Here is a 15,425-nt window from a genome sequence, read left to right as displayed (position 1 = left end):
ATAATGCTTCGTCTTTTATTAGTCATCGCGCCCCCCCCCTCTCAGACCTCCTCTTTGTTTTACCCGCCGCCAGCGGAAGTGTTTAAAAAAACACGCCCCCCTCCCGGCCGCCCGCCAGGGCGGGCGCGGCGCCCCCGGCGGGCAGGCCCGCCGCCAGCTTCAGCAGGGTTCTGCGTTGCATCATCGCCATCGTCACACCTGCGCCAGGGCCTGGTCCAGATCGGCGATCAGGTCGTCGATGTGTTCGATGCCGATCGACAGGCGCACGGTTTCCTCGCGCACGCCGGCCTTTTGCAGCTCTTCGGGATTGAGCTGGCGGTGCGTGGTGGACGCCGGGTGCGTGGCCAGCGACTTGGCGTCGCCGATGTTGACCAGGCGGGTGAACAGCTGCAGCGCGTCCTGGAAGCGCGCGCCGGCCTCGCGGCCGCCCTTCACGCCGAAGGTGAACAGGCCCGGCGCCTTACCGCCCAGGTACTTCTGCACCAGGGCGTGGTCGGCGTGGTCCGGCAGGCCGGCGTAGTTGACCCATTCGACCTTGGGATGCTCGCGCAGGAAGCCGGCGACCTTGACCGCGTTCTCGACGATGCGGTCCACCCGCAGCGCCAGCGTCTCGATGCCCTGCAGGATCTGGAAGGAATTGAACGGCGAGATCGCCGCGCCGGTATTGCGCAGCGGCACCACGCGGGCGCGGCCGATATAGGCGGCCGGGCCGAAGGCCTCGGTATAGACCACGCCGTGATAGCTGATGTCGGGTTCGTTCAGGCGCTTGAAGCGGGCCTTGTGCTCGGCCCAGGGGAACTTGCCCGAGTCGATGATGGCGCCGCCCAGGCTGGTGCCATGGCCGCCCAGGTACTTGGTCAGCGACTGCACCACGATGTCCGCGCCGTGCTCGATCGGACGCAGCAGGTACGGCGATGGCACGGTGTTGTCGACGATCAGCGGCAGGCCGTGGCGGTGCGCCAGCTCGGCCAGCGCGGCGATGTCGGTGATGTTGCCCAGCGGGTTGCCGACGGACTCGGCGAAGATCGCCTTGGTGCGTTCGTTGATCTGCTTCTCGAACGAGCCGATATCGCGCGGATCGGCGAAGCGCGTGGTGATGCCGTACTGCGGTAGCGTGTGGGCGAACAGGTTGTAGGTGCCGCCGTACAGCGTGCTGGACGAGACGATGTTGTCGCCCGCCTCGGCGATGGTCAGGATCGCGTAGGTCACGGCGGCCTGGCCCGAGGCCAGCGCCAGCGCGGCGATGCCGCCTTCCAGCGCCGCGACGCGCTGTTCCAGCACGTCGGTGGTCGGGTTCATGATGCGGGTGTAGATATTGCCCGCGACCTTCAGGTCGAACAGGTCGGCGCCGTGCTGCGTGTCGTCGAACGCGTAGGCCACGGTCTGGTAGATCGGCACCGCCACCGCGCGGGTGGTGGGGTCGGGCCGGTAGCCGCCATGCACGGCCACGGTTTCCAGACGCCAATTGGGTTTCTTGCTGTCGCTCATCTGCTTCTCCTCGGAACGATTGCGTTGATGCGAAAGGTTTTCCTGGTGTGCTGTCCCGTAGGTACGTCCGCATGACGAAATTCATCCATAGACGTCAGGGCTAGGCGCAAACCGCAGTGATACCCGTAGGTATCACGAGGATTTGCAACGACGCCATGGCGGCTAGGGGTGGATTTCGTGCGGGCGTATCTGCGGGACAGCACACTAGACCCATCCGCGCGCGGCGCGCAGGATGCGGTCCACATCCTCGTGGTTGTTATAGGCGCCCAATGACAGGCGCACGTAACCATACTCCACAATGCTGGCCACCACCCCGGCCTCGGCCAGATGGGCCAGCGCGGCCGCCGGATCGGGCAGGCGCAGCGCCGTGGTGGTGCTGCGCATGGACGCGTCGGCCGGCGACACCACGTCCAGGCCCAGGCCGCGCAGGCCGTCGGCCAGCGCGCGCGACAATTCCAGCGCCCAGGGCTCGATGCGCGCCGGGTCGGCCTGCTCGATCAGGTCCAGCGCCCCGGCCCAGCCGGCGATGCCGGGGTAATTCAGATTGCCGGTCTCCAGCCGCCGCGCGTCCTGGCGGTCGGGCGCGGCGACGCACCACTCGGGTCCGGACTTGTCCAGCGACAGGCCGCCGGACGGCCCCAGGTACGGCGGATCCAGCGCGTCCAGCAGCGCCGGCGACAGATGCAGGAAGCCCACGCCCAGCGGGCCGAGCAGGCCCTTGTGCGCGCCGCAGGCGAACGCGTCCACGCCCCAGTCGTCGACCCGCGCGCGCAGCAGGCCGGCGCCCTGTATGCCGTCCACCACCAGCCAGATGTCCCGGGCCGCGCAGCGCCGGCCCAGTTCCGCGATGTCGCTGCGCAGGCCCGTGGCGTACTGCACCCAGGACAGCGCGACCAGCCGCGTGCGCGCATCCACGCGCGCCCAGATATCGTCCACGGTATAGCGATGTCCGCCCGACGAGGCCACGCGCACGTCCACGCCGCGCCGGCGCAGGCTCAGCCACGGCAGCGCGTTCGAAGGATGCTCCTGGTCGTCCACGACCAGGTTGTCGCCTTCCCGCCAGGGCAGGCCCTGGGCCACGGTGTTCAGCCCCTCCGTCGTGTTCTTGGTAAAGGCCAGCCGGCGCGCGTCGCCGCCGATCAGCCGGGCCAGGCGCGCGCGCAGCGCGTCGGCATCGGCCAGCCAGCCCGGCTTGTCGCTGCGCGCATGGGCGATGCCGTCGAAGAAATCGGCCACCGCCGAGGCCACCTTGGGCGACAGCGGACTGGTGTAGGCGATGTTGGCGTAGACGCGGTCCCGCGTGATGGGAAAGAACTGCCTGAACTCATCCTGCCAACGCATGCGCCATCTGCTCCACAACAAGAAAGGACCGGCGCCAGCGCCGGCGGGCCCGCCACGGGGAACGAGCCTCGGATGCTGGGAATTGTAGGGACGTGAACACGATAACGATAAGGCTTAGTGCTCATATCCATATGACGAGACAGTCGCTCGGTTCCCGCGTGGCCACACCTAGAATGCATGCCTTTCTTGCATACGACGAATACAGGGCAGGCATGAAGGCACGACGCATCGGCATCAATTTCCTCATCAAGGCCACCACGGGCGCGGCGGCGGCGCTGGCCATGGCCGGCGCGGCGCAGGCCGGCCCCACGGTGGACGCCATCAAGAAGCGTGGCGAGCTGGTCTGCGGCGTGAGCCAGGGCTCGGCCGGCCTGTCCATCGCCGACGCGCAGGGCCGCTGGACCGGCCTGGACGCCGACCTGTGCCGCGCGCTGGCCGCCGCCGTGCTGGGCGACGCGTCCAAGACCCGCTTCGTGCCGCTCAGTTCGCAGCAACGCTTTCCGGCGCTGCAAAGCGGCGAGATCGACGTATTGAACCGCAACACCACCATCACCTCGGGCCGCGACGCCGGCCTGGGCATCGTCTCGGCGGGCATCGTGTTCTACGACGGCCAGGGCTTCATGGTGCCGAAGAAACTGGGCGTCAAGAGCGCCGCCGAACTGGACGGCGCACAGGTCTGCGTGCAGCCGGGCACCGTCAACGAACAGAACCTGGTCGATTACTTCAAGAAGCGCAAGCTGTCGTACCGGCCGGTGGTGATCGAGAACCTGGTGGAGCTGGAACAAGCGTTCTACGCGGGCCGCTGCGATGTCTACCTGTCGGACGCGTCCACGCTGGCCGCCAGCCGCGCCGCGCGCGCCGCCAATCCGGACGACTTCGTCATCCTGCCCGAGCGCATCAACAAGTCGCCGCTCGGCCCCTTCGTGCGCCAGGACGATCCGAACTGGAGCGCCATCGTGCGCTGGACCGTCAACGCGCTGGTGGCCGCCGAGGAACTGGGCGTCACCGCCGCCAACGCCGACAGCCAGGCGCAGGGCGCGGACGCGCAGGTGCGCCGCCTGCTGGGCGCGGAGCCCGGCATCGGCAAGAGCTTCGGCCTGGACGAGCAATGGGCGCGCAACGCCATCAAGGCCGTGGGCAACTACGGCGAGGTCTGGAACCGCAACCTGGGCGCGGCCACGCCGCTGAAGCTGGAGCGCGGGCTGAACGCGCAATGGAACCAGGGCGGCCTGCTGTACTCGCCGCCGTTCCAATGACGCGCGCTGGCGCCGTCCGGCGCGCGCCTTCGGCGCGAATCGGACGCGGCGCGCCATGAGCGCGCTCGCCCTGCCGGCCGCGCCGCGCCGCTGGCCCGCCGCGCTGGCCTGGATCCTGGGCCTGGGCGGGCTGGCCGCGCTGCTGGCCCTGCAGATCGAATCCGTGCAGGCCGCGCGCGGCGTGCACGGCGGCTTCGGCTTCCTGTTCCAGGCCTCGGGCTTTCGCATCTCGGAAAGCCTGCTCGATGTGCTGCCCGAGGATCCCTACTGGATGTCGCTGGCGGCCGGCCTGGTCAACACGCTGACGGTGGCGCTGGCCGCCCTGCCCCTGGCCACGCTGCTGGGCGTGGCGCTGGGCCTGGCGCGCCTGTCGCCCGATCCGGTGGCGTCGCGGCTGGCGGCCGTCCTCATCGCGCCGCTGCGCAACACCCCGGTGCTGTTGCAGCTCTTCGTCTGGTACGGCCTGCTGCTGCGCCTGCCCGACGCGCGCCAGGCCTGGGAGCCGCTGCCGTCGGTGCTGCTGTCCAATCGCGGACTGGCGCTGCCGGCGCTGCACGGCTGGCTGCCACAAGCGGCCTGCCTGCTCGTCGCCCTGTTGATCGCGGGCTGGGCGATTCGACGCCGGCGGCTCGCGACGGACGGCCCCCCGCATCGTGGACGCGTTCTGCTCGTCCGCGTCACGCCCTGGCTGGCGCTGGCCGGCCTGCTGCTCGCCTGGACCCTCCTGCCCGCGCCCATCGTCGAACTGCCAGTCCGGCGCGGACTGGGCCTGCAAGGCGGCTGGCAGCCCAGCATCGAATTCGCCACGCTGGTGATCGGCCTGTCGGTGTTCCATGCCGCCTATATCGCCGACATCGTGCGCGCATCGGTGCGCGCGGTGCCGGCGGGGCTGGTCGAGGCCGGACAGGCGCTGGCGCTGTCGCGCCTGGACATCCTGCGCCTGGTCGTCGCGCCCAACGCCGCGCGCGTGGCGCTGCCGCCTTACGCCAACCAGTGCCTGGCGCTGATCAAGAACAGCACGCTGGCCATCGCCATCGGCTACCAGGACCTGATGGCCGTCATCAACACCGCCATCACGCAGACCGGCCTGGCGCTGGAAGGCATCTCGCTGGCGCTGGCGGCCTATCTGGGCCTGGCCCTGGCGCTGGGCGGCGCGCTGTCCGCGTGGAACGCCCGCAGCGCCCGGCATGGTCCTGGCGATCTGCACGGCGCGCGCCTGGGCGAACGCCCCGCGCTGCTTGCCGCCCTGGCGGGGCAAGGCGGCGGGCCCTGGGCGCGCCGCCTGGCCAGGACGGCCGTGCTGCTGGCGGCGCTGCTCGCCGCCGGCTCGCTCGCCGACTGGGCCTTGCTCAACGCCGTCTGGCGCGGCGACGCGGCGGCCTGCGCGCAAGCCGCCGGCGCCTGCTGGGCCGCCGTGGGCGAGAGCCTGCCATTGCTGTTGTTCGGCGCGATGCAGCCGGCGCATCGCGGCCCCGCCCTGGTCGCCTGCGCCGCGCTGCTGCTGGCGGTCGCTGTGGCGCTGGGCGCGGGCCGGCTGTCCGGACGGGTACGCGCCGGCGTCGGCATCGCCGCGCTGGCGCTCGCCGCCGGCGCGCTGTCCGGCTGGCCCTGGGGCGGCGAGGCCATCGGCCCGCTGCGCTGGGGCGGCCTGCTGGTCACGCTGATCCTGGCGATCGCGGCGCTGCTGGCCGCCGTGCCGCTCGCGGCCGGTCTGGCGCTGCTGCGCCGCTCGTCCAGCCCCGCCGGCTCGTTCGCCGCCGCCACGCTGATCGAGACCGTGCGCGGCGTGCCGCTGGTGACGCAACTGCTGTTCGCGTCCTTCGTGCTGCCCATGCTGCTGGGCGGCGGCGTGTCCAAGTTCAGCATGGCGCTGGCCGCGCTGACGCTGCACACCGCCTGCCTGCTGGCCGAGGTGCTGCGCGGCGCGCTGCAGGCCATCCCGCCGGGCCAGATGGCGGCGGCGCGCGCGCTGGGCATGGGCTCCGCCCTGGCCTACCAGGCCGTGATCTGGCCGCAGGCCCGGCGCATCGCCGCGCCGGCCGCGCTGGGCGTGTTCGTGGGCGCGGTCAAGGATACCTCGCTGGTCAGCATCATCGGCGTGTTCGACGTGCTGGGTGCGGCCAAGGCCGTGGTGGCCGGCACGGCCTGGCGGCCCTATCACGTCGAGGTCTACCTGGCGGTGGCCGCGCTGTACTTCGCGGCCAGCCTGGCGCTGTCGCGGGTGGCGCGGGCGATGGAAACGGGACGGCTCTGAACGGCCGGCCTCAGAAGCGCTCGTCGAGGATCGCCGGCAACACCAGTTCCCGCACGAAAGAGGCATCGGACAGGCTGAGCAGCGCGCGCACCATCGCCACCACATCGTGCACCGGCGCCAGCGTGCCCTCGCCGCGCCGGCTGGCCTCATCGCGCGCCACCGCCAGCCCGTCCTCGGTGTTCAGGTAGCCCAGCTGCAGGCAGGTGACCGCCAGCCGCTGCGCCCGGAAACGCTCGCGCAGCGCGTCGGCGATACCCGACAGCGCCGCCTTGGACGCGCCGAACGCCACTTCGGGCCGGCCGCTGCGCGGCAGTCCCGAGGTCGAGCCGGTCAGCACCAGCTGCGGCTTGGCGCGCCCCAGCAGGCGCGGGATCAGCCGTTGCAGCAGCAGGATCGTGCCGGTGATGTTGATGTCCAGCAGCCGCGCGATCTGTTGCGGCGAATCGGCCAGGAAGTCGTAGTCGTCGGTGAAGGCCTTGTCTTCCCACACGCCGACGTTGTAGAGAATGGCATCCAGCTCGGCCGGCGCCTGCTCGGCGATGCGCGCGGCGGCGGCCTCGGGGTCGGACAGGTCGGCCTCGATCCAGCGCAGCGCGCAGGACGGCGCCACCGTCAGGTCCGTGGGCGTCTTGCGCGACACGCCGATGATCATTTCCGCATCCTGCCCCAGCCCTTCGGCCAGGGCGCGGCCCAGGCCCTTGCTGGCGCCCACGATCAATATCTTCATGCTGTGCTCCGTTGCTGTGTCGGCCCGAGGATATAGCACGACTGGCGGCGCGGACGCGTCAAGCCCCCGCGCCACTGTCGGTCATGCGAACCGACCGTCCCAGGCTCAGGCTTGCGGCCTCCCCAGCGCGCCCAGCTTGTCCAGCCAGGCCGGGCGCGGCGAGGCGTCCAGCCAGTTCTTCACGATCAGGCCGAGCTCGGTGTCGCCGGAGATCCGCAGGCGGCGCTGGAAGAACAAAGTGTCGGCGTCCATGTCCGCGCGCATCAGCGCCAGGAAGTCGGCCAGCCTGGCGCCCAGTTCCAGCTCGGCCGGCGCGCCGTCCCACACGGGCCGGAACGCGCCGCCGCGCACGGCGAAGCAGCTGCGCAGGCCAAGGTCCTCGACGGTGATGGCGAAGCGCCGGCCGTCCAGCTCGGCCGGCGGCGCCAGCCATCTGAGGCGACGCGCCAGCTCCAGCCCGGCGGTGAAATGCAGCGACACGAGCGGCGCCGGCAGCTTGCGGCCCAGCCGGGCCAGCAGCGCGGGCGGCGCGGGCAGGCTCAGGTTCATGCCGGCTCCCGCAACAGATCGATGCCCGCGTGGCCGTAGTAGTAGCCGTTGCAGCGCTCCATGCCGGCGGGCGGCGCGACCTCGGCCCGCTGCGCGCCGTGGCGCGTGGCATCCAGCGCCGCGATGGCGGCCTGCGTGCCGGTCGATTGCGGGCTGACGCGCAGCACGCCCGCGCCCATCACGGCCAGCTCCATCGCCTGGTCCAGCAGGTCCAGACAGGCCGCCGACTGCACCTGGATACCGTTGATGGCCAGGAAGTCGCGCGATTCGCGCGTGCGCAGGTCCAGGCCGTCGGGATGCTCGATGCAGCGGAAGCCGCAGTCGTCCTTCTTCAGCCGGAAATGGCGGGCGGTGAAGCAGCGCGCCGAGAAGGCCAGCGCCATGCGGCCCCACACCATGACCTCGCACTCCAGCGCGGCGGGTTTTTCCGCCAGCAGGCGCGCCAGCGTGGCGCTGTCCATTTCCAGCGGCGCGACGAAGCGTACCGCGCCTCGGCTGGCCAGCCAGTCCAGCGTGCCGCCGTGATAGGCATTCATGTGCGGCCCGGCCACGAAGGGACGGCCGGCCAGGTGGCGCATCGCGCCGACCTCGCCGGCCTCGATCAGGAAGTCCTGCTGTTCGCACAGCTTGCGCAGCGCGCTGGCCTCGGAGCCGGTCTCGATCAGGGTGCGGCCCGACAGCACCACGGTCTTGCCGGTGGCGCGCAGGTCGCGCGCCAGGTCCAGCCAGTCCTCGGCGCGCAATTCGCGGCGGCGGCTGCACACCGTCTCGCCCACGTAGATGATGTCGGCCGGGCCATCGGCCAGGTCGGCGTAGAAGTCCAGCGTCTGCTGGCGCGGCCAGTAATACAGCAAGGGGCCGACGGAGATGCCAAATGCCGGGGTTGCGTTCATTTCCATGGACGTTCGAATGCGCCTTGGGTGACTTGGGAGCCCTCGGCATGGCGCGCCAGCATGGCGTTCCATTCGGGGCGCGGAGAGAAGCGCGCGGCGTCGGCGTGCGCGCTGTCCAGCGCGGCGCGCAGCGTGGACACCACCTGCGTCACATAGGCCGGGCTGCGCTGCCGCCCTTCGATCTTGACGGCGGACACGCCCATCTCGGCCAGCCGGGGCAAGAGGCCGATGGCGTTCAGGCTGGTGGGTTCCTCCAGCGCGTGATCGTCGGCGCCATCGACCTTGAAGCGGCCCTTGCACAGCGTCGGATAGGCGGCCGGCTCGCCCGGCTCGTAGCGGTCGATCAGGATGCCGTTCAGGCGCGCGTCCATGCGGCCCTTTTCCTCCACCCAGCGCACCGCGTGCGCGGGCGAACAGACGCCCTTGTTGTTGGGGGAATCGCCGGTGGCGTAGGACGACAGCAGGCAGCGGCCCTCGGCCATCACGCACAGGCTGCCGAAGCCGAACACCTCGACCTCGACGCTGACCTGTCCGCAGATGCGGGCGATCTCGGCCAGCGTCAGCACACGCGGCAGCACCACGCGCTTGATGCCGAACTGCTCCTTCATCAGCTCAATGGCGTCGGCGTGCGTGGCCGAGCCCTGCACCGACAGGTGCAGCCGCAGGTCGGGATAGCGGTCGCTGGCATAGCCCAGCAGGCCCGCGTCGGCCATGATCACGGCGTCCGCGCCCAGCGAATGGGCCGCGTCCACGGCCGCGCGCCATTCCTCGCCGCGCCCGGCCTGCACGAACGTGTTGATGGCGAAAAGGACCTGTCGCCCGCGCGCATGGGCCAGCTCGACGCCGGCGCGGATGTCGTTTTCGGTGAAGTTCAGCCCGGCGAAGTTGCGGGCATTGGTGGCGTTCTTGAGGCCCAGGTAGACCGTGTCCGCGCCCGCCTCGATAGCGGATTTGAGCGCGGCCAGGCTGCCGGCCGGAGCCACCAGTTCCATGGGTGAGGTTCGCGTTTGCATGCCGGCCAGTCTAGGGGCCGGTGCCGGGCGCGGCCTTGTCGCAGATCAAACGGCGGCGGGCCGACGTTTGCGGCGGATCAGCCCGTCGGCGCGCGCGCGCGCCGCGCGCTCATTCCTCGACGTGCAGCCCGTGTTCCACCGCGTACACGGCGACCTGCACGCGGCTGGTGAGATTGAGCTTCTTCAGCACATTCTGCACATGGATCTTGACCGTGCTTTCGCTGACGTCCAGCTCGCGCGCGATGACCTTGTTGCTGGCGCCGCGCGCCAGGTACTGCACGATCTGCGTCTCGCGCGCGGTCAGCCTGTGGCGCTCGCCCTGCCCCGCCGGCTGCGCGCCAGCCTGGGCCTGGCCACGGAACTGCTCGACCAGCTTGGCGGTCATGCTCTGCGCGATGACCGGCTCGCCGCCCGCCGCGCGGCGGATCGCGCTGGTCAGCGCCTCGGCGTCGATGTTCTTGACCAGATAGCCGCGCGCGCCGTCGCGCAGCGCCTGCCCCAGCTCGTCGGCCTCTTCCGACACGGTCAGGATGATGACCGCACAGGACGGCAGGTCCTGCACCAGCAGTTGCAGCGTTTCCAGGCCGGACAGGCCCGGCAGGTTCAGGTCCAGCAGCACCACGTCGGGCTTGAGTTCCTTGGCCCGCTTCAGGCCCTCGACGCCGTCGCCGGCCTCGGCCACGATCTCGAAATCGGACTGGCGCTGCAACAGCAGGCGCAGGCCCGAGCGGAACAGCGTGTGGTCGTCGACAAGAAGGATTCGGATGGACATGGTATTGCGTCGTTCAGTTATGGAAAGCACCGGCGTGCAGCGCTTCGGGGGTGGGCTACCCCTCCCCTTAGGCGGCCTGGCGTTCGGCGCCGGGCAGGGTCAAGAGGACTCGCGTGCCCTGGCCGGGCCGCGATTCGAGTTTTATGACGGCGCGCAGGCGCGCCGCGCGTTCGCGCATGATGTGCAGGCCGACATGCGCCTCGCCGCACGCGGCCACTTCCTCGGCGTCATAGCCCTGCCCGTCGTCGCTGATGCTGAGCACGAAATCGCGCCCGTCCTCGACCTCGACGCGCACGCGCGCGGCCTCGGAATGCTTGCGCACGTTGGACAGCGCTTCCTGCAGGATGAACAGCACCTGCAGCTGCTGGTCCGGCGCCAGCGGCGCGCCCTGGCGCTCGCCCACGGCCAGCTCGGTATCCATGCCGGTCTGGCGGCGGAAGCGGTCCACGGTGTCCTCGATCGCCACGTATAGATCGCCCTGCGACAGCTTGCTGCGGAAATTGGTCAACAGCTCGCGCACGTCCTGGTAGCTTTCATCCACGCCGGTACGCAGCAGCGGCAGGATTTCCTCGACCTCGGCAGCGTCGCCGCGCTTGACCGCCCCGTCCAGCATCTGCAATTGCAGGTTCAGGAAATTCAGGCCCTGCGCCAGGCTGTCGTGCAGCCCCTGCGCCACCAGGCCGCGCTCCTGCACCACCGCCAGCTGCCGCGCCTGGGCGCTCAGGCGACGGTTGTCCAGCGCCACGCCCAGATGCTGTCCCAGCGTTTCAAGCAGCTGCGATTCGGAAGGCGCGAGCTTGCGCTGGCTGCGGAAATGCAGCGAATACGAGCCCAGCACCTCGTCGCGCGCCACGATGCGGAACACCGCCACGCTGGCAAAACCCTCGCGCTGGCAGTTCAGGTCCAGGCTGGGCGGCGCGTGGCGGAAGTCCTGGATCACGATCACCCCGGCCTTGCGGGTGGCGACGCCGCAATAACAGTCGTCCACGCGCATGCAGTGTTCGGATTCCACCAGCGCTTCCGACAGGCCCACCGACACCATCAGGTTGAGCTTTTCATTGTTCGGGTCGAGCGCGCGGATGCTGCCGCCCTCGGCGTCGAATTGCAGCATGACGCGCCGCAGGAAACCGTCGCACAGCGCCTCGATCTCGTTGGGCTGGTTGAGGAAGGCCGCCATGTCGTAGAGCGCGCCGATGTCGCGGTTCTGCGCCGCCAGCTGGGCCGTCTTCTGCTCCACCCGCTGCTCCAGGCCGGTGTACAGCCCTTGCAGCTCGTCGGCCATGCGGTTGAAGCCGCGCGCCAGCACGCCGAACTCGTCGCGGCTTTCCACCGGCAGCCGGGTGCTGAACTCGCGCGCCGCCATGCGCTGCAGGCCGTCGCGCAGGCGCAGCACGGGCGAGATGATCCACAGGTACAGCAGATAGATCATGGCCAGCGTGCCGGCGCTGGCGATCGCCGCCAGCACGCCCTGCGACAGCCGCAGCATCGTGGTCTTGCCGGCGTTGTCCTGCTCGATCATGCGCACCAGCGTGTCGGCCTTGGCCACGAACTCCGGCAGCGTCTCCAGGTAGTAGGCGGCGTCGGGCCTGCCCAGGGCGCGCATGGCCGAGGGCTTCATGATCTCGCGCCAGTAGCCGGCCACCTCGCTCCACTGCTTGCGGATGTCGGCATCGTTGGGAATGAACAGCGGCCTGGCCGGATTGCCCCTGGCCAGCCGCGCGATGGTCTCGTCCATGAGCAGGATCTGCTCATCGGTGCGCACCTTGCGGCCTTCCTGCGGCCGCATCAGCTCCACCGCCACGCGGTTGGCGCGCATGCGCAGGCTGCCGGTATCGTTGATGGCCGCGCCCGCGCCTTCCAGCTGCCAGGACAGCCACAGCGTCCAGCTGATCATGGACAGCACCACCACCAACGCGGCCAGCGAGGTGGCGATGATGCGCGTGGACAGGCGATGCCGGGGTGACGGCAGGCCGCCGGGGTCGGTTCTGGAATCGATAGGGGTCATGAATGTCTTGCTTGCCGGGCCGGCATGGCGCCAGTGTAGTCCTTCGGCGGCCGGTTACAGGTTGGCCCTGTTCCTGCCCCGGCGGGGGAAAAACCTAGGCTTTCCCCGGCGCCAGCCCCAGCGTGCTGCAAATGAACGCCGCCACCGCGTCCGGCTCGTTCAGCGGCAGGCATGGCAGCGTCGTATCTGGCGCCGCGTCCGTGACCACGGCCAGGAAACCGCCGTCCTCGGCGTGCAGCGCCGGCTTGCCCAGCGCCGGCCGGTAGACCTCGAGGCGCGGGATGGCGGCCTGCTTGAAGCCCTCCACCAGCACCAGGTCGGCCGGCGCCAGCCGTTCGAGCTGCTGCGCCAGCGTGGGCTCGGGCCCGCCGCGCAGCTCGTGCACGATGGCGTAGCGGTACGGCGAGGCCACCATCACCTCGTGCGCGCCGGCCTGGCGAAAACGCGCGCTGTCCTTGCCGGGCGGCTCCATCTCGAAATCGTGATGGCTGTGCTTGATCACGCTGACCGCCAGCCCGCGCGCACGCAGCAGCGGCAGCATGGCTTCGATCAGGGTGGTCTTGCCGCTGCCGGAACGGCCGGCGATGCCGAAGACTGGGGTCATGCAAGCTCCGTGAACAGGGGGCAGACGATGGGCAGGAAGCCGTCCGCGCGCTGCGAGTATGCCAGCAAAGCGCCCGCCACCAGGTCGAAATACCAGCCATGCAGGGTCAGCGTGCCGGCCTCCAGCGCCCGCCGCACGCAGGGCAGCGACTCCAGGTTGCGCAGCGAGATCAGGATGGACGCCTGTTCGCAGGCGCGCCGGCGGTCGGCGTCCGGGGCGTCCGGCATCTGGTTCAGCACGCGCTGGCGGGCCGGCTCGGCGATATCCATCCAGCGGTTCAGGTAGTCCGGCTCGCCGGCCGTGCCGGCGGGTCGCTCCATCAGCGCCCGGATGCCGCCGCAATGCGCGTGGCCCAGCACGATGATGCGGCCGACCTTGAGCTGGTCCACCGCGAACTGGATCGCGGCCAGCACGCCGTGATGGCCCTGGTCGCGGTCGGCCGGCGGCACCAGGTTGGCGACGTTGCGCACGGTGAAGATGTCGCCGGGATCGCAGCCCAGCAGCATGGCCGGGTCCACCCGCGAATCGCAGCAGCCGATCAGCAGCGTGCTGGGATGCTGGCCATCGCGCAGGTTGCGGTAGAGCGACGGCGCGGCCTCGTAGTACTGGTACTGGAAGCGCTGGAACCCGTCGATGAAGCGTTCGATATCGCGCATCTCAGCCTCCCGTCTGCGCCATGAAGCGCAGCACGCGCTCGGGCCGGGCGTTGAAGTCGTGCCGCTCCGGCTTGGCAGCGATGCCGGCCAACAGCGCGCCGCGCAGCTCGGCGTCGCTGGCGCCGGCGCGCAGCATGCGGCCCAGCGGGACCTGGTCTTCCTGGCCCAGGCACAGGTAGAGCGTGCCGTCCGCGCCCAGCCGCACGCGGTTGCAGGCGGCGCAGAAGTGGCGCGACATGGGCGTGATCACGCCCAGCACATGGGTCCGGCCATCGGCGGTCCAGTAGCGCGCCGGGCCGGCGCCGCCGGCCGCCAGCGCCGGCACCAGGCCATGACGGGCCGCCAGCCGCGCGCCCAGCGCGTTCAGGTCGACATGCTCATGGGCGCGGCCGCAGTCGCCCATGGGCATGGGCTCGATCAGGCGCAGCACGAAGCCTTGTTCGCGGGCATAGGCCAGCAACCGCTCGACCTCGTCCTCGGGCGTGGCGGCATGCACCACGCTGTTGAGCTTGACCGGCGCGAAGCCGGCCTCGCGCGCGGCGCGCAGCCCGTCCAGCACGTCGGCCAGGCAGTCGCGCCCGGTGATGGCCTGGAAGCCGGCGGCGTCCAGCGTGTCCAGGCTGACATTCAGGCGCTGCACGCCGGCCTGGCGCAGCGAGCGCGCATGGCGCGCCAGCCGCGTGCCGTTGGTGGACAGCGACAGGTCGCGCAGGCCCGGCATGGCCGCGATGGCCGCCGCCAGCCCGGCGACGCCGCCGCGCGTCAGCGGCTCGCCGCCAGTCAGGCGCACCTTGCGCACGCCGTTGTCGACGAACAGGCGCACCAGCCGCACCATTTCCTCGTGGCTGAGCCAGTTGGCCGGAATCTCGGCGCCCTTGTAGTCCTTGGGCAGGCAGTAGGTACAGCGCAAATCGCAGCGGTCGGTGACGGAGACGCGCAGATAGTCGATGCGGCGGCCATGGCCGTCGACCAGACCGGCGCCCGCGCGCGCCGACGCGGGCGAGGACGGGGCGCCGGGCGCGACGGCAGAGGCACTGACGGATGCAGCAGCGGATTCAGAAACAGACTCAAGAACAGACGGGGGCTTCATGGCGCGCTCCCGCCGCCGAACACGCGCTCGGGCTCGCCATCGTCCAGGTCGATGCCCTCGACGCTGGCGCGCCCCACCAGCAGCTTGAGGTACTGGCGCCAGGCCGTGTCCCGGCTCACCGAGGACAAGGCATGGGCGATCTGCTGCGCCACCTGCTCATAGGCCAGCATGCGCCCTTCGATGCGGCGCGTGACGCGCACGATGTGCAGGCCGTGGCGGGTTTCCAGCAGCTGCGGCAGCAGGCCGCCGGCGGGCAAGGCGAACACGGCGCGCTCGAACTCCGGCACCGTGTCGCCGCGCCCGAGCTGGCCCAGGCTGCCGCCGACCGCGGCCGACGGACAGTTGGACTGCTCGCGCGCCACCTCGGCGAAGCGCGACGGATCGGCCATCAGCTCGTCCAGCACCACCTTGGCGTGGGCGCGCAGCATGTCCAGGTTCACGCCGGGCGTGACCTGGAACAGGATATGGTCGGCCTCGATCAGCTCGCCCACCATGAAGCGCTCGGGATGGGTCTGGTAGAAGCGGCGGCAGGCGGCCTCGTCGGCCTCCGGCGCCCTCGCCTCGCTGGCCAGCAGCGCGCCGATGGCGACTTCCTCGTCCTCGGCGTCCAGCCCCTGCCGGCCGGCCTCGTCCAGCAGCACCCGGCGCAGCACCAGCGCGGTGATGGCGCTGCGCATCGGGTTGCTGGCGTCGGCGTGGCGCGGCAATTCGCGTTCAAGATCGGCGTCGTTCAGTTCGACGCCATTGACGATGACAGGCATGTTCGACTCCTTCGTG

At 70.6% G+C, this 15,425-nt stretch carries 14 protein-coding genes; 2 read left to right on the top strand and 12 right to left on the bottom strand.

The features are described 5' to 3' along the window. Positions 1–192: 192 nt before the first annotated feature. Positions 193–1,488, bottom strand: a complete 1,296-nt coding sequence (locus AC6LJ9_RS15790; protein WP_212314644.1) for an O-acetylhomoserine aminocarboxypropyltransferase/cysteine synthase family protein — start codon at positions 1,486–1,488, stop codon at positions 193–195. Between the two features lie 204 nt (positions 1,489–1,692). Then, positions 1,693–2,829, bottom strand: a complete 1,137-nt coding sequence (locus AC6LJ9_RS15785) for an aminotransferase class V-fold PLP-dependent enzyme (protein ID WP_498148291.1) — start codon at positions 2,827–2,829, stop codon at positions 1,693–1,695. Positions 2,830–3,041: 212 nt separating this feature from the next. Here AC6LJ9_RS15785 and AC6LJ9_RS15780 point away from each other — a divergent pair, with 212 nt between their 5' ends. Next, positions 3,042–4,085: an amino acid ABC transporter substrate-binding protein gene (locus tag AC6LJ9_RS15780; RefSeq protein ID WP_498148290.1), complete on the top strand. Its 1,044-nt coding sequence runs from the start codon at positions 3,042–3,044 to the stop codon at positions 4,083–4,085. Between the two features lie 55 nt (positions 4,086–4,140). Continuing rightward, positions 4,141–6,339 carry an ABC transporter permease subunit gene (locus AC6LJ9_RS15775; protein ID WP_498148289.1) on the top strand — a complete coding sequence of 733 codons (2,199 nt, stop codon included), beginning with the start codon at positions 4,141–4,143 and terminating at the stop codon, positions 6,337–6,339. Positions 6,340–6,349: 10 nt separating this feature from the next. Here the strand turns inward: AC6LJ9_RS15775 and AC6LJ9_RS15770 are convergent, their stop codons facing one another. From AC6LJ9_RS15770 to AC6LJ9_RS15725, 10 genes are all read right to left on the bottom strand, one after another. Next, positions 6,350–7,066, bottom strand: coding sequence for an SDR family NAD(P)-dependent oxidoreductase (locus AC6LJ9_RS15770; protein WP_498148288.1), 717 nt, complete (start codon positions 7,064–7,066; stop codon positions 6,350–6,352). 105 nt (positions 7,067–7,171) lie between these two features. Beyond that, the gene (ubiT, locus tag AC6LJ9_RS15765) at positions 7,172–7,615 is read right to left on the bottom strand and encodes a ubiquinone anaerobic biosynthesis accessory factor UbiT (RefSeq protein WP_498148287.1); all 444 of its coding nucleotides are present in this window, start codon (positions 7,613–7,615) and stop codon (positions 7,172–7,174) included. Continuing rightward, entirely contained in the window at positions 7,612–8,508 is an 897-nt protein-coding gene (locus AC6LJ9_RS15760; protein ID WP_498148293.1) for a U32 family peptidase, read from the bottom strand. Before AC6LJ9_RS15760 ends, ubiT begins: the two co-directional genes overlap by 4 nt. Then, complete coding sequence (gene ubiU, locus AC6LJ9_RS15755) at positions 8,505–9,521, bottom strand: ubiquinone anaerobic biosynthesis protein UbiU (protein ID WP_498148286.1); 1,017 nt, start codon at positions 9,519–9,521, stop codon at positions 8,505–8,507. The genes AC6LJ9_RS15760 and ubiU overlap by 4 nt, the downstream gene beginning before the upstream one ends. A gap of 109 nt (positions 9,522–9,630) precedes the next feature. Continuing rightward, positions 9,631–10,293 (bottom strand): response regulator, encoded by a 663-nt coding sequence (locus AC6LJ9_RS15750; protein WP_498148285.1) that lies wholly within the window; start codon positions 10,291–10,293, stop codon positions 9,631–9,633. A 67-nt stretch (positions 10,294–10,360) separates the two neighbouring features. Then, positions 10,361–12,298, bottom strand: a complete 1,938-nt coding sequence (locus tag AC6LJ9_RS15745) for a type IV pili methyl-accepting chemotaxis transducer N-terminal domain-containing protein (protein WP_498148284.1) — start codon at positions 12,296–12,298, stop codon at positions 10,361–10,363. Between the two features lie 94 nt (positions 12,299–12,392). Next, the gene (mobB, locus tag AC6LJ9_RS15740) at positions 12,393–12,902 is read right to left on the bottom strand and encodes a molybdopterin-guanine dinucleotide biosynthesis protein B (protein ID WP_498148283.1); all 510 of its coding nucleotides are present in this window, start codon (positions 12,900–12,902) and stop codon (positions 12,393–12,395) included. Continuing rightward, positions 12,899–13,558: a carbonic anhydrase gene (locus tag AC6LJ9_RS15735; protein ID WP_498148282.1), complete on the bottom strand. Its 660-nt coding sequence runs from the start codon at positions 13,556–13,558 to the stop codon at positions 12,899–12,901. The genes mobB and AC6LJ9_RS15735 overlap by 4 nt, the downstream gene beginning before the upstream one ends. Before the next feature lies 1 nt (position 13,559). After that, positions 13,560–14,648, bottom strand: coding sequence for a GTP 3',8-cyclase MoaA (gene moaA / locus AC6LJ9_RS15730; protein WP_498148281.1), 1,089 nt, complete (start codon positions 14,646–14,648; stop codon positions 13,560–13,562). After that, complete coding sequence (locus AC6LJ9_RS15725; RefSeq protein ID WP_498148280.1) at positions 14,645–15,409, bottom strand: peptidylprolyl isomerase; 765 nt, start codon at positions 15,407–15,409, stop codon at positions 14,645–14,647. Before AC6LJ9_RS15725 ends, moaA begins: the two co-directional genes overlap by 4 nt. Between the last annotated feature and the right edge of the window lie 16 nt (positions 15,410–15,425).

Source organism: Achromobacter sp. 1011811831 (assembly GCF_059760905.1).
Note: the sequence above shows the minus strand (reverse complement) of the source record. Positions and strands in the feature narration are given on the sequence as shown.

Bases quoted from the DNA above. Each gene is read 5' to 3' on its own strand.
- mobB (WP_498148283.1), bottom strand. From the start codon at position 12,902: ATGACCCCAGTCTTCGGCATCGCCGGCCGTTCCGGCAGCGGCAAGACC.
- AC6LJ9_RS15785 (WP_498148291.1), bottom strand. From the start codon at position 2,829: ATGCGTTGGCAGGATGAGTTCAGGCAGTTCTTTCCCATCACGCGGGAC.
- ubiT (WP_498148287.1), bottom strand. From the start codon at position 7,615: ATGAACCTGAGCCTGCCCGCGCCGCCCGCGCTGCTGGCCCGGCTGGGC.
- AC6LJ9_RS15735 (WP_498148282.1), bottom strand. From the start codon at position 13,558: ATGCGCGATATCGAACGCTTCATCGACGGGTTCCAGCGCTTCCAGTAC.
- AC6LJ9_RS15760 (WP_498148293.1), bottom strand. From the start codon at position 8,508: ATGAACGCAACCCCGGCATTTGGCATCTCCGTCGGCCCCTTGCTGTAT.
- AC6LJ9_RS15725 (WP_498148280.1), bottom strand. From the start codon at position 15,409: ATGCCTGTCATCGTCAATGGCGTCGAACTGAACGACGCCGATCTTGAA.
- moaA (WP_498148281.1), bottom strand. From the start codon at position 14,648: ATGAAGCCCCCGTCTGTTCTTGAGTCTGTTTCTGAATCCGCTGCTGCA.
- ubiU (WP_498148286.1), bottom strand. From the start codon at position 9,521: ATGCAAACGCGAACCTCACCCATGGAACTGGTGGCTCCGGCCGGCAGC.
- AC6LJ9_RS15750 (WP_498148285.1), bottom strand. From the start codon at position 10,293: ATGTCCATCCGAATCCTTCTTGTCGACGACCACACGCTGTTCCGCTCG.
- AC6LJ9_RS15790 (WP_212314644.1), bottom strand. From the start codon at position 1,488: ATGAGCGACAGCAAGAAACCCAATTGGCGTCTGGAAACCGTGGCCGTG.
- AC6LJ9_RS15775 (WP_498148289.1), top strand. From the start codon at position 4,141: ATGAGCGCGCTCGCCCTGCCGGCCGCGCCGCGCCGCTGGCCCGCCGCG.
- AC6LJ9_RS15745 (WP_498148284.1), bottom strand. From the start codon at position 12,298: ATGACCCCTATCGATTCCAGAACCGACCCCGGCGGCCTGCCGTCACCC.
- AC6LJ9_RS15780 (WP_498148290.1), top strand. From the start codon at position 3,042: ATGAAGGCACGACGCATCGGCATCAATTTCCTCATCAAGGCCACCACG.
- AC6LJ9_RS15770 (WP_498148288.1), bottom strand. From the start codon at position 7,066: ATGAAGATATTGATCGTGGGCGCCAGCAAGGGCCTGGGCCGCGCCCTG.